The 25,766-nt window shown below is 31.3% G+C and carries 27 protein-coding genes and 2 pseudogenes; 8 read left to right on the top strand and 21 right to left on the bottom strand.

Going from position 1 to position 25,766, the window contains the following annotated elements:
- Window positions 1-24: 24 nt before the first annotated feature.
- From mnmA to FBE96_RS00300, 4 genes and pseudogenes are all read right to left on the bottom strand, one after another.
- Entirely contained in the window at window positions 25-1,041 is a 1,017-nt protein-coding gene (gene mnmA / locus FBE96_RS00285) for a tRNA 2-thiouridine(34) synthase MnmA (protein WP_002907102.1), read from the bottom strand.
- Complete coding sequence (locus FBE96_RS00290; protein WP_002858801.1) at window positions 1,041-1,646, bottom strand: TIGR00730 family Rossman fold protein; 606 nt, start codon at window positions 1,644-1,646, stop codon at window positions 1,041-1,043. Before FBE96_RS00290 ends, mnmA begins: the two co-directional genes overlap by 1 nt.
- 120 nt (window positions 1,647-1,766) lie before the next feature.
- Window positions 1,767-2,555 carry a hypothetical protein gene (locus FBE96_RS00295; RefSeq protein WP_002864361.1) on the bottom strand — a complete coding sequence of 263 codons (789 nt, stop codon included), beginning with the start codon at window positions 2,553-2,555 and terminating at the stop codon, window positions 1,767-1,769.
- Window positions 2,556-2,568: 13 nt separating this feature from the next.
- Window positions 2,569-3,216: pseudogene (locus FBE96_RS00300) on the bottom strand (hypothetical protein).
- A 280-nt stretch (window positions 3,217-3,496) separates the two neighbouring features.
- Between FBE96_RS00300 and FBE96_RS00305 the strand changes: the two are divergent.
- Together FBE96_RS00305 and FBE96_RS00310 are read left to right on the top strand one after the other, a co-directional pair.
- Complete coding sequence (locus FBE96_RS00305) at window positions 3,497-4,351, top strand: hypothetical protein (RefSeq protein WP_002864362.1); 855 nt, start codon at window positions 3,497-3,499, stop codon at window positions 4,349-4,351.
- Window positions 4,336-4,936, top strand: a pseudogene (locus FBE96_RS00310) (C39 family peptidase). Before FBE96_RS00305 ends, FBE96_RS00310 begins: the two are co-directional and overlap by 16 nt.
- Window positions 4,937-4,984: 48 nt before the next feature.
- On the opposite strand, the gene fliY reads toward FBE96_RS00310, so the two are convergent.
- From fliY to aroQ, 8 genes are read right to left on the bottom strand one after another with little or no spacing between them, the layout of a single operon-like run.
- Window positions 4,985-5,827 (bottom strand): flagellar motor switch protein FliY, encoded by an 843-nt coding sequence (gene fliY, locus FBE96_RS00315; protein WP_002851810.1) that lies wholly within the window; start codon window positions 5,825-5,827, stop codon window positions 4,985-4,987.
- Window positions 5,824-6,903, bottom strand: a complete 1,080-nt coding sequence (gene fliM / locus FBE96_RS00320) for a flagellar motor switch protein FliM (RefSeq protein WP_002851710.1) — start codon at window positions 6,901-6,903, stop codon at window positions 5,824-5,826. The genes fliY and fliM overlap by 4 nt, the downstream gene beginning before the upstream one ends.
- Window positions 6,903-7,595 (bottom strand): RNA polymerase sigma factor FliA, encoded by a 693-nt coding sequence (locus FBE96_RS00325; RefSeq protein WP_002851943.1) that lies wholly within the window; start codon window positions 7,593-7,595, stop codon window positions 6,903-6,905. The genes fliM and FBE96_RS00325 overlap by 1 nt, the downstream gene beginning before the upstream one ends.
- On the bottom strand, window positions 7,576-7,932 hold the full coding sequence (locus FBE96_RS00330; RefSeq protein WP_002851727.1) for a membrane protein: 357 nt from the start codon (window positions 7,930-7,932) through the stop codon (window positions 7,576-7,578). Before FBE96_RS00330 ends, FBE96_RS00325 begins: the two co-directional genes overlap by 20 nt.
- 18 nt (window positions 7,933-7,950) lie before the next feature.
- Window positions 7,951-8,817 carry a flagella biosynthesis ATPase FlhG gene (gene flhG / locus FBE96_RS00335; protein WP_002851985.1) on the bottom strand — a complete coding sequence of 289 codons (867 nt, stop codon included), beginning with the start codon at window positions 8,815-8,817 and terminating at the stop codon, window positions 7,951-7,953.
- Window positions 8,810-10,264, bottom strand: coding sequence for a flagellar biosynthesis protein FlhF (gene flhF, locus FBE96_RS00340; RefSeq protein WP_002868362.1), 1,455 nt, complete (start codon window positions 10,262-10,264; stop codon window positions 8,810-8,812). Before flhF ends, flhG begins: the two co-directional genes overlap by 8 nt.
- A gap of 9 nt (window positions 10,265-10,273) precedes the next feature.
- Window positions 10,274-10,747, bottom strand: a complete 474-nt coding sequence (gene folK, locus FBE96_RS00345; RefSeq protein ID WP_002851803.1) for a 2-amino-4-hydroxy-6-hydroxymethyldihydropteridine diphosphokinase — start codon at window positions 10,745-10,747, stop codon at window positions 10,274-10,276.
- A 2-nt stretch (window positions 10,748-10,749) separates the two neighbouring features.
- Entirely contained in the window at window positions 10,750-11,229 is a 480-nt protein-coding gene (gene aroQ, locus FBE96_RS00350; protein WP_002852001.1) for a type II 3-dehydroquinate dehydratase, read from the bottom strand.
- A 90-nt stretch (window positions 11,230-11,319) separates the two neighbouring features.
- On the opposite strand from aroQ, the gene FBE96_RS00355 reads away from it, so the two are divergent.
- From FBE96_RS00355 to FBE96_RS00365, 3 genes are all read left to right on the top strand, one after another.
- Complete coding sequence (locus FBE96_RS00355) at window positions 11,320-12,549, top strand: metal-dependent hydrolase (protein WP_002851913.1); 1,230 nt, start codon at window positions 11,320-11,322, stop codon at window positions 12,547-12,549.
- Window positions 12,537-13,433 (top strand): signal peptide peptidase SppA, encoded by an 897-nt coding sequence (sppA, locus tag FBE96_RS00360; RefSeq protein WP_002906907.1) that lies wholly within the window; start codon window positions 12,537-12,539, stop codon window positions 13,431-13,433. Before FBE96_RS00355 ends, sppA begins: the two co-directional genes overlap by 13 nt.
- Before the next feature lie 78 nt (window positions 13,434-13,511).
- Window positions 13,512-14,543 (top strand): Cj0069 family protein, encoded by a 1,032-nt coding sequence (locus tag FBE96_RS00365; RefSeq protein ID WP_002899731.1) that lies wholly within the window; start codon window positions 13,512-13,514, stop codon window positions 14,541-14,543.
- Between the two features lie 241 nt (window positions 14,544-14,784).
- Here FBE96_RS00365 and FBE96_RS08505 read toward each other — a convergent pair whose 3' ends face one another.
- The 9 genes from FBE96_RS08505 to cdtA all read right to left on the bottom strand — a co-directional run bounded on the left by FBE96_RS08505 (window position 14,785) and on the right by cdtA (window position 22,563).
- Window positions 14,785-15,135, bottom strand: a complete 351-nt coding sequence (locus FBE96_RS08505; protein WP_002906909.1) for a cation-binding protein — start codon at window positions 15,133-15,135, stop codon at window positions 14,785-14,787.
- A complete protein-coding gene (locus FBE96_RS08510; protein WP_002871941.1) occupies window positions 15,111-15,407 on the bottom strand; it encodes a hemerythrin domain-containing protein in 297 nt (98 codons plus the stop codon). The genes FBE96_RS08505 and FBE96_RS08510 overlap by 25 nt, the downstream gene beginning before the upstream one ends.
- A 172-nt stretch (window positions 15,408-15,579) precedes the next feature.
- Window positions 15,580-16,236, bottom strand: coding sequence for a lactate utilization protein C (locus tag FBE96_RS00375; RefSeq protein WP_002851721.1), 657 nt, complete (start codon window positions 16,234-16,236; stop codon window positions 15,580-15,582).
- Complete coding sequence (locus FBE96_RS00380; protein ID WP_002851925.1) at window positions 16,229-17,668, bottom strand: LutB/LldF family L-lactate oxidation iron-sulfur protein; 1,440 nt, start codon at window positions 17,666-17,668, stop codon at window positions 16,229-16,231. The genes FBE96_RS00375 and FBE96_RS00380 overlap by 8 nt, the downstream gene beginning before the upstream one ends.
- Complete coding sequence (locus FBE96_RS00385; RefSeq protein ID WP_002851599.1) at window positions 17,665-18,405, bottom strand: (Fe-S)-binding protein; 741 nt, start codon at window positions 18,403-18,405, stop codon at window positions 17,665-17,667. Before FBE96_RS00385 ends, FBE96_RS00380 begins: the two co-directional genes overlap by 4 nt.
- A 123-nt stretch (window positions 18,406-18,528) precedes the next feature.
- Window positions 18,529-20,211, bottom strand: a complete 1,683-nt coding sequence (locus FBE96_RS00390; RefSeq protein WP_002851907.1) for an L-lactate permease — start codon at window positions 20,209-20,211, stop codon at window positions 18,529-18,531.
- Between the two features lie 171 nt (window positions 20,212-20,382).
- Window positions 20,383-20,952 carry a cytolethal distending toxin subunit Cj-CdtC gene (gene cdtC, locus FBE96_RS00395; protein ID WP_002851967.1) on the bottom strand — a complete coding sequence of 190 codons (570 nt, stop codon included), beginning with the start codon at window positions 20,950-20,952 and terminating at the stop codon, window positions 20,383-20,385.
- A 10-nt stretch (window positions 20,953-20,962) separates the two neighbouring features.
- Window positions 20,963-21,760, bottom strand: coding sequence for a cytolethal distending toxin nuclease subunit Cj-CdtB (gene cdtB / locus FBE96_RS00400; protein WP_002851847.1), 798 nt, complete (start codon window positions 21,758-21,760; stop codon window positions 20,963-20,965).
- A complete protein-coding gene (gene cdtA, locus FBE96_RS00405) occupies window positions 21,757-22,563 on the bottom strand; it encodes a cytolethal distending toxin subunit Cj-CdtA (protein ID WP_002852021.1) in 807 nt (268 codons plus the stop codon). Before cdtA ends, cdtB begins: the two co-directional genes overlap by 4 nt.
- 112 nt (window positions 22,564-22,675) lie before the next feature.
- Between cdtA and FBE96_RS00410 the strand changes: the two genes are divergently transcribed.
- Genes FBE96_RS00410 through cydB form a run of 3 tightly spaced genes read left to right on the top strand, consistent with a single transcriptional unit; the run spans window position 22,676 to window position 25,596 of the window.
- Window positions 22,676-22,909 carry a DUF4492 domain-containing protein gene (locus FBE96_RS00410; RefSeq protein ID WP_002851632.1) on the top strand — a complete coding sequence of 78 codons (234 nt, stop codon included), beginning with the start codon at window positions 22,676-22,678 and terminating at the stop codon, window positions 22,907-22,909.
- Entirely contained in the window at window positions 22,910-24,472 is a 1,563-nt protein-coding gene (locus tag FBE96_RS00415) for a cytochrome ubiquinol oxidase subunit I (protein WP_002859765.1), read from the top strand. It begins immediately after the preceding gene.
- Window positions 24,472-25,596, top strand: a complete 1,125-nt coding sequence (cydB, locus tag FBE96_RS00420; RefSeq protein WP_002871942.1) for a cytochrome d ubiquinol oxidase subunit II — start codon at window positions 24,472-24,474, stop codon at window positions 25,594-25,596. The genes FBE96_RS00415 and cydB overlap by 1 nt, the downstream gene beginning before the upstream one ends.
- Window positions 25,597-25,766: the final 170 nt, after the last annotated feature.

The following is a 25,766-nucleotide window of genomic DNA, read 5'->3' on the forward strand; positions in this document are numbered from 1 at the left end:
TTTCTAGGAATTAATTCCTAGAAATTATTCTATAAAACCGCTTGCTATGACTTTATCATGATCATAAAAGACTGCCATTTGTCCGCTAGCAAGTCCATAAACAGGATCTTTTAGGATGATTTTTGCACTTTTATCTTCATAAATTTCTACCTTGCAAGGTGTGGATTTTGAACGATAGCGGATTTTTACTTCGCAAACAAGCTCTTTAGCGTCTATAAAAAGATTGATATTTTTTAGGTTAAATTCACTGATTTTAAGTTCTTCTTTGGTTCCTACGATGATTTGGTTTTGCTTAGGATTGATTTTTAAAACAAAATGTGGTTCATGTGCCCCACGCACTTCAAAGCCTCTTCTTTTGCCTATGGTATAGTGCATATAGCCCTCATGTTTGCCTACTACTTTTCCGCTACTATCTAATACTTCTCCAGGAATTTTTGTATCCATAAACTGATCTAAAACTTGCACATAAGTATCTTCAACAAAGCAAATTTCAGAACTTTCCTTTTGGGTGGCAAAAGATTTTAAAACCTCGATAGTGGAAGCAAATTTTTTCACATCTTCTTTTTTCATTTCGCCTAGCGGAAAAATAAGATATTTTAAAGCTTCTTTATCTGCACTGGCCAAAAAATAGCTTTGATCCTTGCTTTCATCTACTGCGGTTTTTATTAAGTTGTTTTCAAGTCTTGCATAATGCCCTGTGGCAAGTTTTTCACAACCTAAACTTTTAGCAAATTCTAAAAGTTTTCCAAGTTTGATAAAACGGTTACATAAAGCGCAAGGATTTGGTGTTTTACCCTCTTTATAAGTATCCACAAAAGGCATGTAAACTTTGTTTTTAAAATCTTCTTGTAAGTCTAAAATATGATAAGGAATTTGCAAAAAGTTTGCAACTTTTTCTACTTTTTTGATATTTTCTTCGTGATAATTTGGTTTGCCATGAAGTTTCATATAACAACCTATAACTTCATGACCTAAATTTTTAAGTTTATAAGCAGTGACTGTACTATCAACTCCACCGCTCATAGCGACTAGAATTTTCATTAAATTTCCTTTAAAGTATTAATTATAAAATCCAAGTCGTCAGTGATTTTATACTTTAACTCATCTCCTTTAGAAATCACTTCAAGTTTGAGTAAAGAATTTCTGACGAACTCATCAAAACCTCGCCAAAATTCACTCCCAAACAAAATAATAGGAACATCTTTTTTAAATTCTAATTGTTTTAATGTAAGAATTTCACACAATTCATCAAGTGTTCCAAAGCCGCCTGGGAAGATCACAAAAGCTAGACTCTTTTCAATAAGAGCCATTTTGCGTATGGCTAAGCTCTCAAAAGTAATATTATATTCTACAAAATCATTAAGTTTTTGCTCGTGAGGTAAAAATATATTAAACCCTACAGAACTCATTGAATTTGTATTATTTTTTTGTGAAAAAGCACCTTCGTTGGCTGCACGCATAATACCACCACCTCCACCACTTATCACACAAAAACCATTTTGAGCACATTTTTGTGCCAAAATTTTAGCCTGCTGATAATAAAAATTATCTTCTTTAAGTCTTGCTGAACCAAAAAAAGTTACGGCATTTTTTAGGTTTGGTATGTTAGCAAATTTTTCTAAATCTTGGCTTATTTTTTCATTCATTTTTCAACCTTTAGTTAAAATAAATTCCATTCTAGCTAAAAATTTATAATAAGTTCTTTATTATATAAGTTTTAATAGGTTTATTTTATTAAGATTAGGAATTTAAAGACTTTTAAATCCTTAAGCTTTAATATCTATACTTTTTGGTGTAGAATTTAAAGAAAGGATTTTATTAAATTCTCCTGCATCATCATCACTAAATTTCATACCAAAAAGAAGTTCTAATTCTTTACTAGTGCTAAATTTACCTTCTAATAGTTTTTTTACAAGTTCGTTTCTTGTGCTATCATCTTTGTAAGTTTCTTTGTTTTTACTTTCGCCTTGAATGGCTTTGAAGGGTTTTTCACTTTGTTGAGTGATAATTTCATCATCACTAGAAAGCAACATTTTATCACCCATAGCCATTTCGTATTCTTTCACAAATTCATCGTATCTTTGCTTAAAATCTATGTATTTAGTTTTAAACTCATTTAAGCTTAAATCTTTACTTATAAGTGCGTCAAATTCTTTATAAAATTCATCGGCTTTTTTGATGATGTCGTAGCCCAAATGAAACATCTTAGAATAAGAAACAAAAAAACCTAACATCATTTTCTCCGTAGTTGGGTCCCATTTTGTATAAGCAGGATTAAAATCTTTTAAAGGGGATTTTTCTATTTTATTGGGGTCTTTTAAAGCATTTGACTTCATAAAGTTGTTAAATTCTTGCATATCTTTTTTGCTAATACTTTCATCAAGTCCGAATATTTTAGGATTATACTCAAATTTTTTTCCACGATAAGGCAAAGCACCTTCTCCTGTTATAACGGCTACTCCGTGTTTGTTGATTTTAAAATCAATATTTTTATCTTGTTTAAAATTTGAAGTGTTATAATCATAGTTTAAATTTGAGTTTAGACTATTTATCATTAGTTTTTCCTCTTTACTTGATAGAATACCCACCAAGATATCTTTCTAAAAAGTCTTTATAGTTTGAACTGATTTCCTTAACTACTCTGTAATTATTCAAAGACAGGACTTGATTTTACTCTATACCAAGAACCTGATTGTTCGTTGATTACAGCCACTCCATAAGAAAAATACACAAATCTTTTCCCTAAATTAGAAATACCAATATTTCTTTTCACAGTATATCCAAGAAAGTTACGATAAGGGTCATCGCCCACTATACTCATAGTTTCCCAAAGTCTTTTTTGATTGATATAGGAATGCTTACCATTAACCAAACAATTTGTAGTTTCTATACCGCACATTCCACCAAATCGAACAAGTCCTTCTCTATTCCAATAATATTGATCTCCGTTACTATCTTGAAATAAAGTTAATTCCAAATTCCAATCAGGTTTGGCAAAGGCTATAACTTCATTATCACTAAGTCGTTTTAAATAGGTTATATACCCACCCTTCACTTCTTTCATCTCTTCAAGGCTGAGTTCTTTGACACCCGGGCTTGTATCGCTTAAGGCACCTTTTGTGAGTTTAGCTAAAAAATCCTCAGCAAAACAGAACTAGTCAGTAAAGAAGTTAAAGCTAATAAAGCAAAAATCTTTTTCATTGAAAATCCTTTCATAAATTCTTTTTGTAAGTTCTTTAAAACTACTATCGACTTATTCTAGCAAAAGTTTAATCTTGCTTTGAAAGTTAAGTGAATTTTCTTTAAATACTTAAAATTTTATTCTCGGTTTGTTTGCTTTTGTAACAAATTTTCATTTTTATCTTAAATTATATTAAGCAAGTAAAAATATTTAAAGATTTTAAAATATTTTATCTTAGAATAATAAACTTTTCAATATCAAGGATTAAATTTTAAAATTAACTTGAGCTGATTATTTAAAATGTAAGGATTGACAATGAAAAAAATTTTCTTAACATTTATGGTTTTAGTTAATTGTGTTTTTGCTAGTGATGAGCTAAATATAGACAGTTTATTTAAAAAGCAAATAGGCTTAAGAAGCATTACAAGCTTTTCTTTACTTAGCACAGGAAATGCAAACTCGTATTCTCTTTATCCTAATATAACAATAGGCGGAGATCCTACAATTTGGAATGATACAAAGCAGGTGTTTTTAACTCAAACTTTCATTTATACCCTAACACCTAAGTTTGACATACTTATTTCAGGGGGCGGAAGTTATGCAAGACAAGAATATACAAATTTTTTCACAAATGCATATTCCCATAAAGATCGCATAGGATTTGATAATCTATGGCTAGGTTTTATTTATACAGGCGATAGTATTGCAGATTTAATTCCACAAATTACCTTTCAAACTGCAGTTGTTCAAAGAGAAAAAGCAATCAATCAAACCAAAAACTTTTATCTAAAATCACAAAGCTTACAAGCTAGTTTAAGGGGATATAGCGATCCTGTAGTTTATAGTATTTATACAGGGTTTGGTTATAATCAATCAAGAAAATTTAAAACCCTTAAAATAGAGTATGGAAATAGTATTTATGTGGGTGGGGATTTATCTATTATTCTAAGTCCTAAAATTACTTTAGATTTAGGAGCAGAGCAAAGATTTCAAATGAAACAAAAAATCAATGGCTATCAAAATTCTGAAGTGCGTTCTATTCCAACTTTAAGTTTAGGTTCTACTTATAGCATTAATTCAGATACCGCAGTTTCTGTTAATGCTAGTTTTGGAGGAAGCTCTGCTTCTCCTGATAGCATATTTGGGATAAGCTTATGGAAAAAATTCTAAAAATTTTATTATTTTTTACCCATTCTTGCTTTGAGTACAAAAGCCGAATGGGTAGTTAAGTCTTATCAAGAAATTAAAAACGAAAGAGTAATAAGACAAACTTATGAGCAATCTTGTGGTGCTTCATCTTTAGCAACTTTACTTAATATACTTGATGATCAAAAAAAGTTTGATGAACTTGAACTTTTAAAGATTATGAGCGGACAAGAACTTTATACGGATATGGTAAGCTTTGCAGATTTAAACGATGCAGTTAAAAAACTGGGCTTTCAAAGCAATTCATATCAAATCAATAGAGAAAACTTGGATAAACTTGTAAATATTCCAATGCTTGTAAAAATTGAAGATGATCCACGCTTTCCACATTTTGTTATAATTATCAATCATAAAGGTAATTATTTACAAGTGCTTGATCCAAGCCATGGAGAATATATAAGTTCTAAAAGTCAATTTTTTAGTATTTGGGATAGATATAATAAAGGTGGTTATGCTTTAATTGTTGCTCCTAAAAAAGAGCTAAAACCTTTTAAGTTAAACACTCCAAAATCTTTACATTTTGATTTCAGCCCTTTTAGTTTGTTTTAGTTTTAATTCGTTTATATTTATTATTCTTAATTTGTAGGCTAAAACTTTTTATCTTAGTTGTTCTAATCTTTCTTTTTTAGAACCAATTTCTGTAATTTGAACGCCGAAGTTACCATCGACAATTACTACCTCGCCATAAGCAATTCTTTTATCCCCAATTAAAATTTCAAGCGGATCGTTTGCAAGTTGATTAAGCTCCACAACTGAACCTATATCCATAGTTAAAACATCTTTTAAAAGCATTTTTTTATTGCCTATACGCACACGAACAGGCAAACGCACATCCATGATAAGATTGATATTTTTAAGCTCTTCGCTAAGCATTATCGCTTTTTCTTCAGTATTGTGATTAGAATCAGTGCTTGTATTTCCTGTTTCAGCAGGTTTCCCGCTTAGGATGTTATGGAGTGTTTGATCCATGGCTAAAGAAACTTGTTCTTCTAAATCGCCTATTTTTACATCATATAAAAATAATTTTTTAAAATCTTTAAAATCTACGCTTTCAGGCACAAATTCACAAGATTCTATGCTAAAATCCATTTTTGGAATGTCTTTTTGGGCTCCTAAGGTTGTAGAAAATGCTGAAATGATATTTTGGATGGCTTCTTTAGCTGCATCCATTTCATCAGGACCTAGTTTATCGTTTTTGGTGATCTCTTCTTCACCCATCATCCATTCACCAATAGCACTCATTAAAATAGCACCAGCTAAAATTCCTATTTTTCCACCATTTGCTATATTAAATATAGCATACACTAAAGGTGCTTTTAAAGTATCGCTTGTATTGACATCAAATTCTTTATATTCGCTAAATTCAGCACTTTTTCCTGTTAAACCTTCAATGGTGCTGATGCATTCATTTGTAAACATTTTTAAAAAATCATTGATCATATTTCTTCATCCTCCTCTTCAGGCTCATCATAAACACTAGCTTTAGCTTTACGCTCTTCTTCGTATTTTTCCAAAATTTCTTTGATTTCATCTTTATCTGTGCGTATAAGTTCTAAAATTTTAATAGATTTTCTAAAACGATGCAATCCAATTTGTGCTAAGAAAACATCTTTTTTATCGATGCTTACTATAGCTTTATCATCTGCTTCTCTATCAAGTCTTAAGATATCGCCTTGTTTAAGTTCTAAAAATTCATGAACATTAATTAAGGTTTTTCCTAAAATTGCCTCATATACCACTTCAGCACGACCGATTAAAGTTTTAAGTTCTTTGTTGCGTGATTTTTTGGCTGAGGTTTCACCCATCATAATATCACGGTTTGCTAAACGGCTTAATATACTTTCTAAATGTACTACAGGATAGCAGATATTTACCATTCCGCTTGAATTTCCTATGATGATTTCCATTACTACCATGATAACAATCTCATTTTGAGATACGATTTGTACAACATTTGGACTTGATTCTTTAGCTTCTATACTAGGATAAATTTCAGTTACGGTAGCCCAGCTTTCTTTAAGTCTTTGCATAATGATACGCAAAATAGAATCAAGCAAATTAAGCTCAATATCCGTAAGCTCACGCGAAGCTTCATAGCTATCACCTTGTCCGCCCAAAAGTCTATCTATCATAGGAAAAGCTATGCTTGGATTGATTTCTAAAACACAGTTTCCATCTAAAGGTTTGATAGAAAAAACGTTAAAACTTGTTGGGCTTGGCAAAGACATTAAAAACTCTCCATAAGTCATCTGATCGACTGAATGAAGTTTAGTTTCAACAATACTTCTCATCATCGATGAAATTTGAGAGGCTAAATTTCTTGCTAATTTATCATGTATGCCTTTAATCGTCCTAAGTTGTTCTTTTGAAACTCTGTTTGGACGCTTAAAATCATATACAACGATATTTCTTTCATCTTTTTCATCTTTTGAATTTGAGGCTATGGGTGTGTCGGTGTTATCATCGACAACTTCAAGTAGAGCATCAATTTCTTCTTGGGAGAGTATCTCAGCCATTACACTAGCCTTTCTCTAAGTTTTTTAAGAAGTTTTTTGTGAATTTGTGAAATTCTGCTTTCACTGATTTGTAAAATTTCACTGATTTCTTTTAGGCTTAATTCTTCATAATAATAAAGCTGAATAATTAACTGATCGCGCTCTTTAAGATCATCTAGCACTTCGTGAATTTTTTCTAAAAGTTCTTCTTTTTCAATTTTTTCTAAAGTATTGTCTTCATTATAAAGTTCGATTTGCTCATCAATGGGCAGGGTATAGCTAATAGCATGAGCTGTTCTTACTTCTTTGATTTTTTCTACATCTAAATCAAGTTTTTTGGCTAGATACTCATCATCAGGTTCGCATTCATGTTCTAAAAAATATTCATCCATGATTGCATCAATATCTTTAATAATTTTACGATTATTTCGACTCATTACATCAAGACTTCTAAGATAATCAAGCATAGAGCCGTTAACTCTTTTTCTTGCAAAACCCCAGAAGTTATCATTTTGTTCTTTATCGTAACGGCGTGAAAGCTTTATCATTTCTTCAACGCCTATGCTAATAAGATCATTAACATCTATACTTGAAGGCAAGCGTTCTTTTAGTCTAAAAGCCATAGCACGCAGAGCTGGCATGTAAGAAAGCACAAGCTCATCTTGCTCTTTCTTTAGCATTTGTGCATAAGCTTTAGGCGGCTCTTTTAGCATTTCTTCGTCTTTCTTTGAATTCATTTTTCTTTAGCTCTTCTCTTTCTTCATTGAGCTTTTCTAAAATTATATCCATTTTCTTTTCACGAATAACTAAATCGTTGATAATATTATTGCTAGTTTTTTCATAATCGTGTTTATTAAAGATTCTGCCACTAATTTTCTTTACATCTATAAAATTCATAATAGCAATATGAACAAAAACATAAAACATAAAAGTAATAAAACAAGTAAAAATCAGTATATCAAAGGCTTCATCTATACTAATAATGCTAAATGCAAGTCCTATAAAAAATCCACAAACAGTGAAAAATGCTACGTAATTTTCTGGCCTCATAATCTCTTCTCTTTATTGCTAAAATCTTTCAATAATTTTTCTAAAAAAACTTGAAAAACTACGATTTGAAACATTATCAAGCACTTTCCGTTCCAATCTATATAAAAGCTTGGAAGCTAGGGCTTTAATCTCATCACTTGAGGCTGTGTTTTCATCGCTAAATAAAGTTCTTTTTTTAATACTACCACTTACATCTTTAGAAGCGCTTAAATGACCTAAGAATTCTAAATTTAAAGGATTTTTAATGTTTGCATCTGCAACTTTTTTAATATTTTCAAAAACTTTTAAAGCTTCATTTTCATTTTTTACAACATTAAAGAGCATTAGTAAATTTTCTTTTGTCTTAGAAGTTGTTTTTATGGTTGCATACGCATCAGTGATTGCTGCAGGATCAGGAACAGTTACTACTATAACTTCATCAGCCATTTCTAAAAAATTTAAAATATTTCCACCAATACCCGCGCCTGTGTCGATAATAAGAAAATCAAGTTCATCTAAAATACTTGCTTGATTTAAAAATCTCTCGTAAATATTTTTATCATTATATTTTAAAATCTCATCTCCACTTTCGCCTGGGATGAGCCATAAATTTGGCTTAACTTCTATTAAAATGTCTTCCAAGGAGCATTCTCCGCGTAAAACATGCAAGAGATTTTTTTGTATGCGTACATTTAAAATGACATCCAAATTTGCCAAGCCAATATCAGCATCAAAAAGCCCAACTTTATAGCCATTATTTGCTAAAACATTGGCTAGATTCGCGCTAATCGTACTTTTTCCAACGCCACCTTTTCCACTTGTAATAGCTATAAAATGAGTGTTTTGGGATTTTTTGGTTCCATTTTGACTCATGAGATTGCGAAGTTTATTTGCTTGGTTATTCATTATTTTTTCCTTTGTTAAACCCTTCTAAAATACAATGAACTAGAAAATCACTATTGGCTACTTCTAAATCATCTGGCACTTCTTGTCCTATAGAGAAAAAGCTTAGAGGAATATTTGTTTCATAAACAAGAGAGAAGATATTTCCAAAAACCTTTGTTTCATCAAATTTAGTAATAATCAAAGTATCAATATTTAAGAATGAAAAATTTTTATAAATTTCCATTAAATCTTCATGTTTGGTGTTTGCAGAAACCACTAAATTTACATCAATTTCTGCATTTGAGTGCATTAAAAATTCTTTAGTTTTAGCAAGTTTGCTTTGATCGTATTGTGAATTTCCTATAGTATCAACTAAAATTACTTCGCAATTATTTAAGCTTTTTATCGCTTCATCTAAATCCTTTGGTTCTATGCTATCAATAATAGGAAGTTTCATCATTTTTGCATACTGAAAAAGTTGCTCAACTGCACCGATTCTATAAGTATCAAGCGTAATAATACCTGTTTTATAACGCTTATCTCCATAAGCATAGCGAAAAGCTAACTTAGCTAAGGTTGTTGTTTTTCCGACTCCTGTTGGGCCTACTAGCATCATGATTTTTTGTTTTTTTATATCGCTTTCAACACGACAAGGCAAGATATTTCTTAAAAGTGAGTGAAAATATCTTTGAACCGCATCTTTGTTGGTTTTCATAGCAGCTGGCATATTTTCTATAGTTGCTTTCATAATCGCTTCTAGATGATTTTCAAGCATTCCACTTTCTTTGGCTTGTTTATAAATACTTGCAAATTCAGGAGGTATCATAAGATTTTTTCTAGCTTCAGCTTTATCGTCCCACATCATATCTGCAAGAAGATCTATTTTATCATTAAGCTTGTTGATTTGTTTTTCAAATTGCTTTTCAAAATTTTCTATTTTTTTATTATAATTTGGATTAGGGGTGTAATTTTCTAAAGGTGTGTTTGTGACTTTAGAAATTTCATTGCTAACTTCACTTAGTTTTTCTTTGAAATCATCAAAGCCTAGAGTCTTATTTTGATGAGGGTTGATTTTGTTTTGTGGAAAATCTTGATAGGTTTTTTTAGTTAAGTCATTGTTTTTTACAGTGTTTAAATTTGTATTTAAGCGAGTGTTTGAGAAATCCAAGACTACATCTTCATCTTCTTGAGGGATTTGAGATCTAATTTTTTCTTCTGCAAGAGAGGTAGAAGATGGTTTTGGCGAGCTTTTTTTTGCAGGTAAAGATTTTCCTTGTTTTTTTAAGTGTTCTTCATAGTCGCTTTCTTCTATGGCTACCATAACCTCATAAAGCGCACTGCGATTTAAGGTTTTAGGACGAATTTGTTTATTTGTTATAATTAAAGCTTTATCTCCGTAATCTTCTTTTACTTTGGGTATAATTTGTTCTGTATCTTCAACAGTAAAAGTATGTATAAGTTGTCCCATTTATATTCCTTATATCATGCCTAAAGGCAAAATTACACTCACTCTTTCTTTAGCCCCTTTATGAGGCACCTCACACCACTTATCACGCTTGACTTTTTGTGAAAAGTATAAAAGATCTAAATCAAGCGTTCTAGGAGCGTTTTTGAAAGTTCTCTTGCGTTTAAATTTTACTTCATAGTAAAGTAAAACTTTCAAAAGTGCTCGTGCATGCAAATTAGTTTGTATCAACATAACAGCATTGGTAAAATCTTTTTGCTCTTTAAAACCAAAGGCTTCATTTATCAACATAGGAGATGTGGATAAAATTTTAAATCTTTTATCATCCATCATTACTCGAAAAAGCATATCAAATCTTTTTTTTTCGGGTTCTATATTGCTTCCTAAGCCTATAAGAGCTAAATATTTAAAAGATCGTATATTTTGACTAAAAAAAGGAAAAAAACGACTTTTTTCAAAGTGTTTTACTCCTTGAATTTTTAGCATTATTATTTATTCGTTTGTTGTGCTTGTTGCATTGCGCGCAAATTTTTTATTTGTTCGCAAATTTGAATTATACCCATTAAAGCCAAGTGATAGCCAAAAGGACCAAAACCAACAATAGTTCCAGAACATACAGGCGCTATAAGACTTTTTTGACGAAATTCTTCTCTGCGATAAACATTGCTAATATGTACTTCAATTGTAGGCAAAGCTACTGCTGCAATAGCATCGCGAATAGCTACTGAAGTATGAGTATAGCCTGCTGCATTGATAATAATTCCATCAACTGTTCCAAGGCATTCTTGAATTTTATCTACGATTTCACCTTCAAAATTACTTTGGAAAAAGTCAAGTTCTACATTGTTTTGCGATGCTGCAAGTTTCATTTGCTCATGAATTTCTTCCATTTTCATAGCACCATAAATTCCCACTTCTCTTACGCCAAGCATATTAACATTTGGGCCTTGGATAATCATTATTTTCATGGATTTAACCTTAAAAATTTATTTTTAACCTTTTATTATAACATTTTAAAAATAAATTTTTGCTACAATGTAATTTTTGAAAGGAAAATCGTGTTTATAGTTGCTGCAAGATATCTTTTTTTATGCGATGAAGATTTTACAATACTAGAAAATCAAGCCTTTGTTTTTGAAGATAAAATTTTAGAATTGGGTGAATTGGATAATTTAAAAAAAAAATATCCTAAGGCTAAAATCATCAAAACACCTAAAAATTCGGTTATTTTACCTGCTTTTATAAATCCTCACACACATTTAGAATTTAGTGCAAATTCAACAACTTTACATTTTGGAGAATTTTTAATTTGGCTTAAAAGTGTTATAAATTCTCGTTCCATATTAAATGCACAGGCCAAAGAAGAATTAATACTTCAAAGCATTAAAAAAATGCAAAAAAGTGGTATAGGCACTATAGGTGAAATTTCAAGTTTTGGGAGTGATTTAGATCCTTGCTTAAAGGCTAGTCACAAGGGTATGCGTATAGTATTTTTTAATGAAATTTTGGGTACAAATGAAAATCAAGTTGAAGATAAAAAACAAGAATTTTTAAAAAGATTTGAAAATTCTTTGAAATTTAAAAATGATTTTTTTATCCCGGCAATTTCGATTCATTCTCCTTATTCAACTCATCCTAGTTTGGCTCATTTTGCTCTTGATTTAGCTAAAAAGCAAAATTTACTAGCTAGTACGCATTTTTTAGAAAGTAAGGCTGAAAATATCTGGCTTAGAGAGTCTAAAGGGGGTTTTAAAAAATGGCTTGAAAATTTCACACTTCATCCTAAGCCTCTTTATACACCAAAGGATTTTGTTAAACTTTTTAAAGGAGTAAGGACTCTTTTTACGCATTGTGTTTATCTAAAAGAATATGAATGGTTAGATAAAAATTTACATTCTATTACACATTGTGCATTTTCAAATCGCCTTTTAAGTCAAAAAAGCTTAGATTTAAAAACGGCTTTAAAAAGTGGATTAAATATCCATTTAGGAACCGATGGACTTAGCTCAAATATTTCATTGTCTTTACTTGATGAAATGCGCGCGAATTTGCTTATACATAAGAATTTTGATTTATTAGAGTTAGCCTCTAAGCTTTTGCAAATGGTAACACTTTATCCTGCAAGGGCTTTAAATTTAAATTTAGGAGAGCTTAAAAAAGGTAAAATTGCTGATTTTAACGTATTTGAGCTAGGAGAATGTGATAAAAAGCAAGCTCCTTTGCAGTTTATTTTAAATGCTAAGGAAGTGGATAAATTATTTATAAAAGGAAAAGAATGCAAATTTTAAAATCATTTTTTAAGGCTTTAGGATGCGGTATAAAATTTATCAATACTTATTTTAAAACCTTTGTTTTATTGTTGATTGTTATATGGATTTTAATACCTAGTGCAAATTCAAGCTCTAATCTTGCAAATTTAGAACGCATTGATTTAAAGGGTGAAATTTTTGACAGCTCTGCGGTTTTGGAAAAAATTATCAATGCTAAAAATGATAGCAATATCAAAGGAGTGCTTTTTGTTATAGACTCTCCTGGTGGAGCTTTTGCTCCTAGCATGGAACTAGCTCTAGCTATAAAGGATTTAAAAATTAAAAAGCCTGTGCTTGTTTATGCAAGCGGAACTATGGCAAGTGGAAGTTATTTAGCAGGAGTTGGAGCAAATAAAATTTTAGCCAATCCGGCAAGTTTTATAGGCTCTATCGGTGTGATTATGCAAGGAGCTGATTTAAGCGGATTGGCTAATAAACTCGGTATTAAAGAACAAACTATTCAAGCGGGTGAATTTAAAAGTGCTGGAACTTTTGCAAGAGCTTGGAATGAGAATGAAAGAAATTTTTTACAGGGTTTAATTGATCAAAGTTATGATCTTTTTACAGGTTTTGTTGCCAAGGAAAGAGCATTAGATCTTAACAAAAAAGATCAATGGGCAAATGCAAGAGTGTTTTTAGCTGCCAAGGCTAAGGAGCTTGGTCTTATAGATGGGCTTAGTAATTATGAAAATGCTAAAAAGGAGCTTGAAAAACTTGCTAATGTTTCAAATCCTGTTTGGAAAGAAGAAGATAAGATTGATAAATTTCTTAACCGCCTAGAAGGACAAGCATCAAGCTTGATAAGTAAAAGCTTAATCGAAATCGCTTATAAGACTAATAGCAGTTTTATAAACGCTAGATGAAATATATAAATATTTTTATTTAATTTTTGTAATATTTTTATGCAATAATTATTTATATCTTAGATAAGGAGTAAAATAATGAAAAAAAATATTGTTTTTTTCGAAGTTAAAGGTGGGAGTGATAAAGGTGAAGATGGTTATAGAAAAGATACTATGCCTATGGTAAATGCCTTAAAAGCTAAGGGTTGGAATGCTGAGGTGATTTTTTTTGAAGTGGGTAAAAAAGATGAAATTTACAAATATGTAAAAGAAAATTTTGATGGTTATGTTTCTCGCATCAATCCTGGCAATCTTAAAGAAGAAAATGAGTATTTTGATATGTTAAGAAAACTTTGTGCCGATAAGCTTGTAGGTATGCCTCATCCTGATGCTATGATAGGTTATGGTGCTAAAGATGCACTTACAAAATTAGCAGATACTGATCTTGTTCCAAGCGATACTTATGCTTACTATGATATTAAGACTTTTAAAGAAAATTTTCCAAAAAGTTTGGCTAAAGGTGAAAGGGTTTTAAAACAAAATCGTGGCTCTACAGGAGAGGGAATTTGGCGTGTGAGTGTAGAGGGTAATGTTAGTGGAGATAGTTTGCCTTTAAACACAAAAATCAAATGTACAGAAGCTAAGGATAATCATGTAGAACATAGAGAGCTTGGGGAATTTATGGAATTTTGTGAGCAATATATCATAGGTGATAATGGTATGCTTGTGGATATGACTTTTTTACCGCGCATTAAAGAAGGTGAAATCAGACTTTTAATGCTTTATAACACCCCTGTAAATGTAGTGCATAAAAAACCAGCCGAAGATGCTGATGCTTTTTCTGCTACGCTTTTTAGTGGGGCAAAATATCGCTATGATAAGCCAGAAGATTGGAAAACTTTGGTGGATATGTTTTTAGGCGAGCTTCCTAAGGTAAGGGAAAAATTAGGCAATTACGACTTACCATTGATTTGGACGGCTGATTTTATTTTAGATACTGATGAAAAGGGCAATGATAAATATGTTTTAGGCGAGATTAATTGTTCTTGTGTAGGTTTTACTTCTCATTTAGAACTTGCTGATGAAGTAGCTTCAAATATTATTAATATTGTAAGTAAAACTAAGGCTTAGTCTTTAAGCTTAATGTCCATTTTATTATTGCAAAATGGACATTCTTTTTCTATTGTTTTTAAGTTTGAGCTATATTCTATCGGGAAAAAATTTTCACAAAATGAGCATTTTGTATCTTTGGTTAGTATAGGATAGGAATAGTCAAATTTATCCAAAATAAAATATTTTATTTTTTTATCCTTAAATTTCCTTCTTTGTCTAACTTATACTTTATTTATTATTTTAACGCATAAATAGTTAATTAGAAATTTTCTGAATATTTTTTATAAAACTGTATGGCTTCTTTACATTTTTTACATTTAAATTTTACACCCTTAAGTTGAATTTTTTGATGAATTTCAAAAGGTACATCATGCATTTGTCCTACGCATTCACATGTATAAAGATAAACTGTATTTTCATCATCTTTTTCTTCTTTGACTTCTTCAAAGCTTACTTCCCCATCATCTTCAGAAGTTAAAGAAGATCTTCTGTATTGTTCAACTTTCACATCTTTATAGAGTATATGTTCTAAAAGCCATTTTTTAGAAACTGTGTAAAGCTTCTCTTTTAAATCATTAGTGGTTTTTATGTTTTGTATAAGATAAGACATATCACGAATGATATTTTATGCATGATTTTGTGTTCATTTAAATAAGGATAATGAATTTCTTGCATATAATCTTCTTCATTACTAAAATGTTCTTTCATATAGTTAAAAAGTTCTGTTAAAATTTCTTTGAGTTCTTCTCGTTTTACAAATTTATAAACAGCACTTTCAACCTTGCTTGCAAGTTCACAAAGTTTTTGGTGTTGAATGTCAATCATTGTGTCATGAATACTGTATTTTTCATTCCAAGTTGGAATTAGTTTATTTAAAAGCACCTTCTTTAATTTTTATATTTAAAATTAATTTAATATATTTGAGTGAAATATTACATAATATTTTATTAAAATATTATTAATTAGAAATTATTTATTTTATTTATATTTGTATAATATAAAAAATATATATAATTAATATTAAAAATTAAGACTTACTGATTCTAGTATAGAATCAGTAAATAATAATATGTGCAATTTGTGGCCCATGAACACCAAAAACAGTGATAAGTTCTATATCTGCTGTTCTTGAAGGCCCTGCTATAAATAAGATATTAGTAGGTAAAATTTCATTTTCTTTTTTTACTAAATTTAAAGCTTCGCTAAGACTTTTAACAACATTTTCTTTTTTAAGCAATACTATGCAAAGTTTAGGTGCAAGGCTTAGCATTCTAGGTTGGGTTTTACTTGAAGGTATAAGTGCAACTCCGTGAGAGCTTACCCCTGCTCTTGCGTGAATGATGGAAAAATCACTATGAAAAACTTCAGATCTTAAATTTTCGATTTCTTTATCAAAGCAAATCTTTTTTTCTGCTTTGATTTGTTCTAAATTTAAATTTAAATCCGCTCCATAAATCATACTTTTAAAGCTATATTTTGCGACAATTTCATTGATTTTTTCTTCTAAGGTATCTTTTGTAGCATTTTCAACGATGTATTTGTTATCGCTCATTTTTTGCTTCATTTCTGTAAGCATATCTTGGGTTGTCTGGATATGTTCTACAGGATCTATACTTTCAATGCGTGTGAAAGTTGTTTCTTTGTAAGCTTTTTTAAGATGTTCTAAAATATTTGCTTTGCTTTTGCTTGAAATTTCATCGATTTTACTCATAGCTTACTCCTTCTAGTTTTTGCACTTCTTTATAAAGATCCATTTTAATTTGAGGTAATTCTTTAAAAGCGTACCATTTTTTAATCACAGGCAAAATGCTTGCGAAATTTTGTACCGTCCAGTTGAAATAATGTGCTTTTGAAAGTGAAAAACGCCATTTATCGCCATTGGTTGCGATATTTTTAAATTGTTTAAAAGCAAAGGCTTCTAGGGCATTGTGATGAACATTATTTGCTCCTAAAGGTGGATTTTTACCTTGTCCTATTTTATCACATCTTAATTTGCGAATAAGATCAGCCAAAGGAATTTGGACTGGACAAACTTCAGAACAACGCCCACAAAGTGAACAGAAATTCAAAATATCTCCTGTATGATCTATACCAAAAATATTAGGACTGATTACTTCTCCTATAGGTCCTGGATAAGTGGTTTGATAAGCATGTCCGCCGATTTGATCATAAACAGGGCAAAAATTCATACAAGCCCCGCATCGAATACAACGCAAAGCCTCATAATAATCCTCATGAGCTAACATTTTAGAGCGATTGTGATCAAATAAAATCACATGTACTTCTTTAGGACCATCTAAATCTCCATTTTTTCTAGGACCTGTAATGATATTGTTATAAGTTGGTATAAATTGTCCTGTGGCTGAAGGAGTAAGTAAAGAAACCATAGTAGCCGCATCTTCAAAGCTTTCCATGATTTTTTCTATACCACAAAGTGCGATATGAATATCAGGTGCTGTAGTGCACATTCTACCATTTCCTTCATTTTCTATAAGCCAAAAAGCTCCTTCTCTTGACATGGCAAAATTGACCCCACTAAGTCCAAGTTTTAAGCCTTCAAAATCTTTTCTTAAATGTTCTCTAGCCACCGCATTTAAACTTTCGGGTTCATCGTTTTCTAAATTTGCTCCTAATTTTTCTTTGAAAATTTCTCCGATTTCATGGCGGTTTCTATGTATGGCAGGTACAACTATGTGTAAAGGGGGTTCTTCATTAAGCTGTAAAATAAGCTCTCCAAGATCGGTTTCTATAGCTTTTAAACCTTTTTTTTCTAGGTAGTGATTTAGGCCTATTTCTTCACTTGCCATAGACTTGCCTTTTAAAAGCTTGGTGATATTTTTTTCTTTCATGATTTCATAGACGATTTCACAGGCATCTTCATCACTACTTGCCCAATGCACCTTAATGCCATTTTTTGTAGCATTTTTTTCAAATTCTAAAAGTCTTTCTTCTAAGCTCATTAAGGCATTATTTTTAGCTTGCTTAGCTTTAGCTCTTAAGCCCTGCCAGTCTTTAAATCTAGCATCAATAACATTGAGTCTATTTTTTTGCAAAGTATGCATGGCAGTCATTAAATTTTCTTGCATTTGTTTGTCATTGAGTTTAATTTGAACGATTTGTTCGTGAGGAATTTTTTGACTCATAGTCTCCCTCCTTCTAAGCGTTTAAGTAAAAAGTCATATAAATGTATGCCTTTTATATCCAAACCCATTCTTTTCATTGTGCCATCTATATTTAAAAGACAACCTCCATCACCACTGATGAGATATTTTGCACCGCTATTTTGTATATCTTTGATTTTGCTTCTTACCATAGCATTTGAAATTTCAGGCTCTTTTACTGAAAAGGTTCCTCCAAAACCACAGCATTCTTCTTCGTATTGAAGTTCTACTAATTCTACGTTTTTTAGTTTTTTGATAAGATTTTTACTCGCTTGTATGCTTTTTTGCACTCTTAAAGCATGGCAATTAGAATGCCAAGTTACTTTTATAGGTACACCTTTATCTTCATAATCTACTTTTAAAACTTCATCAAGGTATTGTGAAAGTTCTATCACTCTAGAGCTAAAAGTTTTTATTTTGGAAAATTCAGGTCTGTTTTTAAAAAGCTCTTTATAGTCATGACTCATCATACCCGCACAAGAACCACTGGGTACAACGATGGGATAATCTTTATCAAATAAATCTACATTATATAAAGCGATCTCACGACTTTCATCGAAATAACCTGAGTTAAAAGAAGGTTGGGCGCAACAGGTTTGATTTTTTTTGAAAATCACTTCAATACCCTCACGCCTTAAAAGTTTTATCGCATTTAAAACGCTTTGTTGCATAGCAGTACTTCCTAAGCATGTGGCGTAAAAATACACTTTTTTCATCATTTTTCTCCTTTTAGGATAATTTAGGATAAATATTCTAATCCTGTAAAAATAAAAGCAAAGTAAAATTTCTAACAAATATTCTAAAAACGAATATTTGTTGAAATAAAACTTAAATTTTTTTAATTATTTCACTATAACTTCAGGGATGATTCCTTGTAAGAAAAAAGCTATAATGCAAGTCCAAATTCCTATTAAAATAATAAAAGCTACAGAATATTTTAATGTGAATTTGAAAAGATCAGATTCTTTTCCCACAAGTCCAACCGCTGCACAAGCTATAGCAATGCTTTGTGGACTGATCATCTTCCCAACAACCCCACCTACTGAATTAGCTGCTAAAAATAAAGCTTCGCTAATACCTAGTTTTTGAGCGCTTACTTGTTGCAAGGTTCCAAAAAGTAAATTAGCACTTGTATCAGAGCCTGTTAAAAATACCCCTATCCAGCCAATGATTGGTGAAAAGAAAGAAAAAGCATCACCTGTGTGTGCAAAAGCAAGTCCTAAAGTAGTGCTCATACCACTATTTTTAGAGATAAAAGCAAAGGCCACAACCAAACCTATGGTGATACAAGGTATAGCCATTTCTTTTAAGGTAACCCAAAAGCATTCTGCAGCATCTTCGGCTTTGATTTTTAAAATAGCTATAGTTAAAAAAGCGGCAAGTAAAATCGCTGTTCCTGCTTGAGCTACGGTTTTTCCATTGATTAAATCTACACCCAAGGCCAAAGATAAAGGCTTAGCTTCTCCTATGCCTGTGATAGAAGGGCTTAAAATTCCAGTTGTGATATTGCTAAATTGTAAAGTAATACTTGTATAGCTTAAAATTCCGTCCTTATCAAAGAGAGCTTTAAACCAAGGTTGTGTCCAAATGATAATACAAACAATGAGTAAAATAAAAGGTGACCAAGCTTTTAAAATTTGATTAAAACTTAAGGTGTTATCTTGAGTGAAATTGCTTTCATTGTCAAATCTAAAAATATTTTTTGGTTTCCAAAATTTCAAAAATACAGTCGTAACTGCTAAAGAAACCACAGCTGAAATAATATCAGGTAATTCCGCTCCTAGGTGATTTGAGCTTAAAAATTGAGTAGTTGTAAAACTTAGCGCCGCAACTAAAATAGCTGGAAAAGTTTCTTTAATACCTTTAAATCCATCCATTAAAAAAACTATGAAAAAAGGTATAGTAAGGCTTAAAGGAACTAGCATTCTACCTACCATGGCAGAAACTGAATGCTGTTCTATGCCGACAAGATTTGCCATAGCAATAATAGGAATTCCCACCGCACCAAAAGCAACAGGAGCGGTATTTGCGATAAGACAAAGCCCTGCAGCTTGTAAAGGACGCAAGCCAAGTCCTACTAAAAGTGCAGCGGTTATAGCCACAGGGCCACCAAAACCTATAGCACCCTCTAAAAATGAACCAAAACAAAAACCTATTAAAATCACTTGAATTCTATGATCTGGAGTAATGCTCATCACGCTTTTTTTAATGATTTCAAAAGAACCTGACTTGATAGAAAGTTTGTAAAGAAAGATTGCCGCGATGATAATCCAAGCTATAGGCCACATACCATTTGTAAAGCCTTGAATAAAACTTGCACCCACTAAATTCCAAGGCATTTTATAGGCAAATAAAGCTACTAAAGTAGCAAGTATAACAGTTAAAAAACCTGCTTGATAGCCTTTAAGTTTTAAAACAACCAAACAAACTAAAAAACATAGTATAGGTAAAAATGCCACTAAAGCACTTAGCCAAATGTTTGAAAAAGGGTCATAAATTTGTTGCCATGTTAAAATTTGTTCCAATTTTTCCTCCTTGATAATTATTATGTATAAATTTATTGTAACAAAAAATTACATTAAAATAAAAAAATTATAGAGTAAGGTAAATTACATTGTATTATTATTAATTATTTTGTGTATTTTAGTAATATCATAAATATTAAATAAATATAAAAATAGAACAAGATAAAAATCTTATTCTAAAGGGGTAGCAGCTGTTAAAGGTGGGGTTATAATCATTAGTTCATTTACTTCAGCAAAAAAAATAGGATCTAGGGTGCAAGGGGCTATTCCAAAGCGTTTTTGTATAGGAATATTTGGATTAAAAAAAGTTACTATACATTCATCAGATTCCAAAACTAAAGAACGAATTTGCACAGCTGAAGTTGTTGTTGGCATTATAGAAAATACAGTTTCTAATTTACCATCTTTTAGATCATCTTGACAAGATTTTGCTCCAAAGGTTCCATCTTCTAAGATGGCTAAACAAAGATCGCTTTCTTTTGGATTTGTAAATTGCACATAACCAAAAGGAAGTTCATCAGCTAATTTATCTTTTTGTTTTAACTCATCGCTTAAAACAATTTCTTTAATATTCCAATTTTGATCAATAGGATCTTTTGAGGTATCCCTAAAGGCGCTTAAAAAAATTCCCGTTTCTAAGCTTCTTATAGAAACCATTTCGGTAAAATCTTTCAAATCTCCAGTAGGAGTTGCAAAGGCTAAAGTTATAAACATAAAAAACAAAGTAATAATTTTTTTCATATTAAATGTCCTAAAATTTTCTAAAATTTACTGGAAAATGATCTGAAACTATATGAGATCTTAAACTTGCAAGCATTAAAATCGCAGCTAAAAGCGGTGGAGTATAGGTTTGTTGTCTATTTGAATTTCCTGTAATTGCATAATCAAGAGTCCCTCCGCTTGCTTGAGTTGCGCTAGTTGGAAAAACCACTCTAATTCTATTTGCTAATTCTCTATCCACTGTACTTGTTATAGTAGAAGGATCACGGTTAAAATCCCCTGCTATCATCCAGTTAACTTGAGGCATATTTGCAAAATGTGCATCTACAGCTGTGATAATTGCTCCTACATCTGTTCCTCCATTAGCTAAAGCATGGATATTGAAAAAAGCATCATTTCCATTGCGAATTCCTATAATGGGTCTTGAAACTGTAGTAGGTGGAGGTAAAACAATCACTTCTTCAGCTTGCATTCTTGAAACTATAGCTAAATTTACACGATTAGCTCCTACATCAACGCGAGAATAATAAATAAAAACCCTATCAGGCCTTGAAAGAGTTCCTAAATTCCACTCATATTCATCAATAGGTGTTCCACCTTGTTGCACATGGCGTCCTGTTGGAGTGGCTGTTCTTGGTAAAGTTCCTGCTTCTTGTATCATTAAGATATCTAAGGGGTTTGCTCCACTTACAAGTTGTCTTACACTAACACTCCATTTGCTTTCTGTGGCTGCGGATGAGCCTTGCAAATTCCAAGTGCCAACATTAAAATTTTCTAAATTTGCAAAAGCAAGGTTAAAAGATAAAAATAAACATATAATTTTTTTCATCGTACCTCTCCTTGGCGATATAAAGGTTTTGCGGTAAAAGGCGGAGTAGTTAAAAACCATTGTTGATCAAAATTATCTTTTTTTGCACACTCTACGGTAAAAATTTTAAAAACCTTGTGAAAATCACCATAAAGATTTGTAATAGGTGCTTGTATGCATTTTCCATTTCCTAAATTTTTAATTTGAACCGCTGTATTGCTCATAGGGATAAGTTTCCACATTTGTGCGTGATTGCTTGCATCACAAGGATAATGGACAATTCCATTACCATAAGCATTAAGACAAGTATTGGTTTTGGCATTTTTAATCATTGCAAAATCATTAGGATAAAGCAAAAGTTGCCAAACTCTAGCATCGCCAAATCCTTTGCTATCGATTAAAGTATAGCCCCAAATCCAATTTCCTTGTGCTAAAGCCCAAACCGTTAAAGCTGCTCCGCTAGGGCCTAAAATGGTTAAAAAATCAGAAACCGCAGGGCGATTTTCAAAAATTAAAACATCATTAAAAGCTTCGTCTTTAAAGCGAGGATTGATCCCATTTGCTGCATTATTGTTGGCACTATTGCTTGTTCTAGTTAAAGGTGGGGTAATAGGAGTAATAGGTACTAAATCAGCACCGCTAATTAAACTTGGAATTTCTTGATTGGTAGGAAAAGTAGGTTCAAGTCCTAGTTTTAAAGGATCAGTATCTTCAAATTCTCCAAATGAACGCCCCAAAGGATTTACATTTTCAAATTTAGAAGAACATGCATAAAGAAAAAAAGTCATAAAACAACATAAAATAAAAACTATAATTTTTTGCATTAAAAACCTTGATATGTATTTAAATTTTTAAGAAAATAATAACATAAATTTCATTATAATTTTCCGCTTTTTAAAAATGTTTTATTTTGTTGTTTTTAAAGGTAGAATTTATATGTATCTTAAACACTTATATTTTAGCATCTCTCAAATTTTTAATTTTTACAAAGAAGGTTTTAAAAATTTAACTCTTGGAAAGACCCTTTGGAAAATTATTTTTATCAAACTTTTTGTTATGTTTGTGATTTTAAAACTTTTTGTTTTTGATGTAAATTTTAATTCTATTTTTAAAAGCGACAAAGAAAAAAGCACTTTTGTACTCAAAAATCTTACACTCGAAGGAAAATAAATGAACGAACTTAGTAGCGTTGATTGGTCAAGAGCGCAGTTTGCTTTAACTGCACTTTATCATTTTTTGTTTGTGCCTTTAACCTTAGGCTTGTCTTTTATGATCGCTATCATGGAAACCATCTATGTAAAAACTAAAAATGAAAGATGGAAAAAAATCACCAAATTTTGGCTTTCATTATTTGCTATAAATTTTGCTATCGGTGTAGCTACAGGCATTATAATGGAATTTGAATTTGGAACAAACTGGGCAAATTATAGCTGGTTTGTGGGTGATATTTTTGGTGCACCTTTGGCGGTTGAAGGTATTATGGCATTTTTTTTAGAGGCTACTTTTTTTGCAGTTATGTTTTTTGGCTGGGATAAAGTAAGCAAGGGTTTTCACTTACTTTCAACTTGGTGTGTGGCTATAGGAAGTAATCTTTCTGCTTTTTGGATTTTAGTGGCAAATGGTTGGATGCAATATCCTGTAGGAATGAGCTTTAACCCTGACACAGCAAGAAATGAAATGCAAAGCTTTTTTGAAGTAGCACTTTCTCCTGTAGCTATTTCAAAATTTTTACATACCATAGGCAGTGGTTATGTAATTTCAGCTTTATTTGTAATGGGAATTTCAGCTTGGTTTATGTTAAAAGGACGCCATATTATCGAGGCTAAAAAAAGCTTAGTTGTAGGAGCTAGTTTTGGTTTGGTTTGTTCAATCTTTTTGTTTTTCAGCGGAGATGAAAGCGCTTACCGTGTAACTCAAACTCAACCTATGAAACTTGCAGCTATGGAAGGGGTTTATCAAGGTGAACATCGTGCAGGACTTGTACCTTTTGGAATTTTAAATCCTAAAAAAACCATAGATAATAACGAAAGTGTGTTTTTATTTGACATTACTATACCTTACGCTCTTTCTATATTAGGAAACCGTGATCCAAATTCTTTTGTTCCAGGAATTGAAGATTTGATCTATGGAAATGAAAGCAAAGGTATAGAACCTATGCAAAATCGTATCGATAGAGGAAAAATCGCTATACAAGCTCTAAAAGACTATAAACTTGCTAAAGAAAACAATGATACAATAGCTATGGCAAATCACAAATCCATTTTAGAAACTCATTTTAAAGATTTTGGTTATGGATATTTAGAAAAACCAAGCGATACTATTCCACCTGTGGCTTTAACTTTTTATAGCTTTCATATCATGGTTGCTTTAGGAAGTTTTTTCTTTTTACTTTTCATCGTTACGCTTTATCTTACCATGGCAAATGATATTGAGAAATTTAGAAAAGTACTTTGGGTGTGTTTGTTATCCATTCCATTGGGTTATATTGCCGCTGAAGCAGGTTGGATTGTTGCTGAAGTAGGCAGACAACCTTGGGCAATTCAAGACTTGCTTCCTGTACATATCGCAGCAACACAACTTGGAAAAGTCAATGTTCAAATTTCATTTTGGATTTTTGCAGTACTTTTTACAGCATTATTGATTGCAGAAGTTAAAATCATGCTTACTCAGATTAAAAAAGGTTTTGACGCACATGCAGGACATACTCCACTTATGGGCAAAGGAGAAAAATAATGTTTTTTGGTTTAGAACTTGAAGGTTTGCAAATTTATTGGTGGTTGATTTTAAGTTTACTTGGTGGACTTTTAGTTTTTATGTTTTTTGTTCAAGGTGGACAGACTTTAATCGATGAGCTTAGCAAGGATGAGCTTGAAAAAACTATGCTAGTTAATTCTTTAGGGCGTAAATGGGAGCTTGGTTTTACAACTCTCGTACTTTTTGGCGGAGCAGCTTTTGCAGCTTTTCCACTTTTTTATAGTACAAGTTTTGGCGGAGCTTATTGGGCTTGGCTTTGTATTTTATTTTGTTTTATTTTACAGGCTGTGGCTTATGAATATCGCAAAAAAGAAAATAATGTTTATGGCTCTAAAACCTATGAAATTTTTCTTAAAATTAATGGTTATTTAGGTGTGTTTTTAATCGGAGTTGCAGTAAGTAGTTTTTTTAGCGGTTCTGAATTTATCTTAAATGAGCATAATTTTGTTTCTTGGCAAAATCCTTTGCACGGCTTAGAACTTTTACTTAATCCTTTTAATTATCTCTTAGGTTTAGCTTTAGTATTTTTAGCAAGGCTTTTAGGCGCAGCGTATTTTATGAACAATATCAATGATGAGAATATCAAAATAAGAGCTATGAAAAAACTCATGATCAATAGTATTTTATTTTTACCTTTTTTCTTAGGTTTTTTAGCGTGGATTTTCTTAAAAGATGGTTTTAGTGTAGATACAAATGGAGTTGTAAGCATGAGTGCGAATTTATATTTATATAATTTCTTAAATCAAATGATTTTTGCTGTTTTGCTTGTTATTGGTGTGATTTTAGTGCTTTTAGGTATGGTTCAAGGAACAAAAGGTTGCTCTAAAGCTATTTTTACCCTAGGACTTGGAACGGTTTTAACAGTTTTTGCTTTATTATCAAGCATTGGTTTAGGTCAAAGTGCTTTTTACCCATCTTTAAGTGATTTACAAAGTTCTTTAACTTTAAAAAATGCAAGTTCAAGCTATTATACTCTAAACGTCATGGCTTATGTATCTTTACTTGTACCTTTTGTTTTAGCTTATATTATCTATGTTTGGAATGCAATGGATAAAGTAAAAATCACACGCGAAGAAATCGCAAACGATGATCACGCATATTAAGGAGAAAAAATGTTACATACTTTGTTTTTATTGGCTTGGCCTTTAGTAATTTATCTGAGCTATAAATTTATAATGCTAAATATCAATCAATTAGAAAAAGATAGCAAACTATAAAGCAAGATAAGATTTAAACCGATATAAGTATAAATCTTTTCAAAATATTGCAATTT

This window comes from Campylobacter sp. CFSAN093241 (genome assembly GCF_012889595.1).
GTDB lineage: Bacteria > Campylobacterota > Campylobacteria > Campylobacterales > Campylobacteraceae > Campylobacter_D > Campylobacter_D jejuni.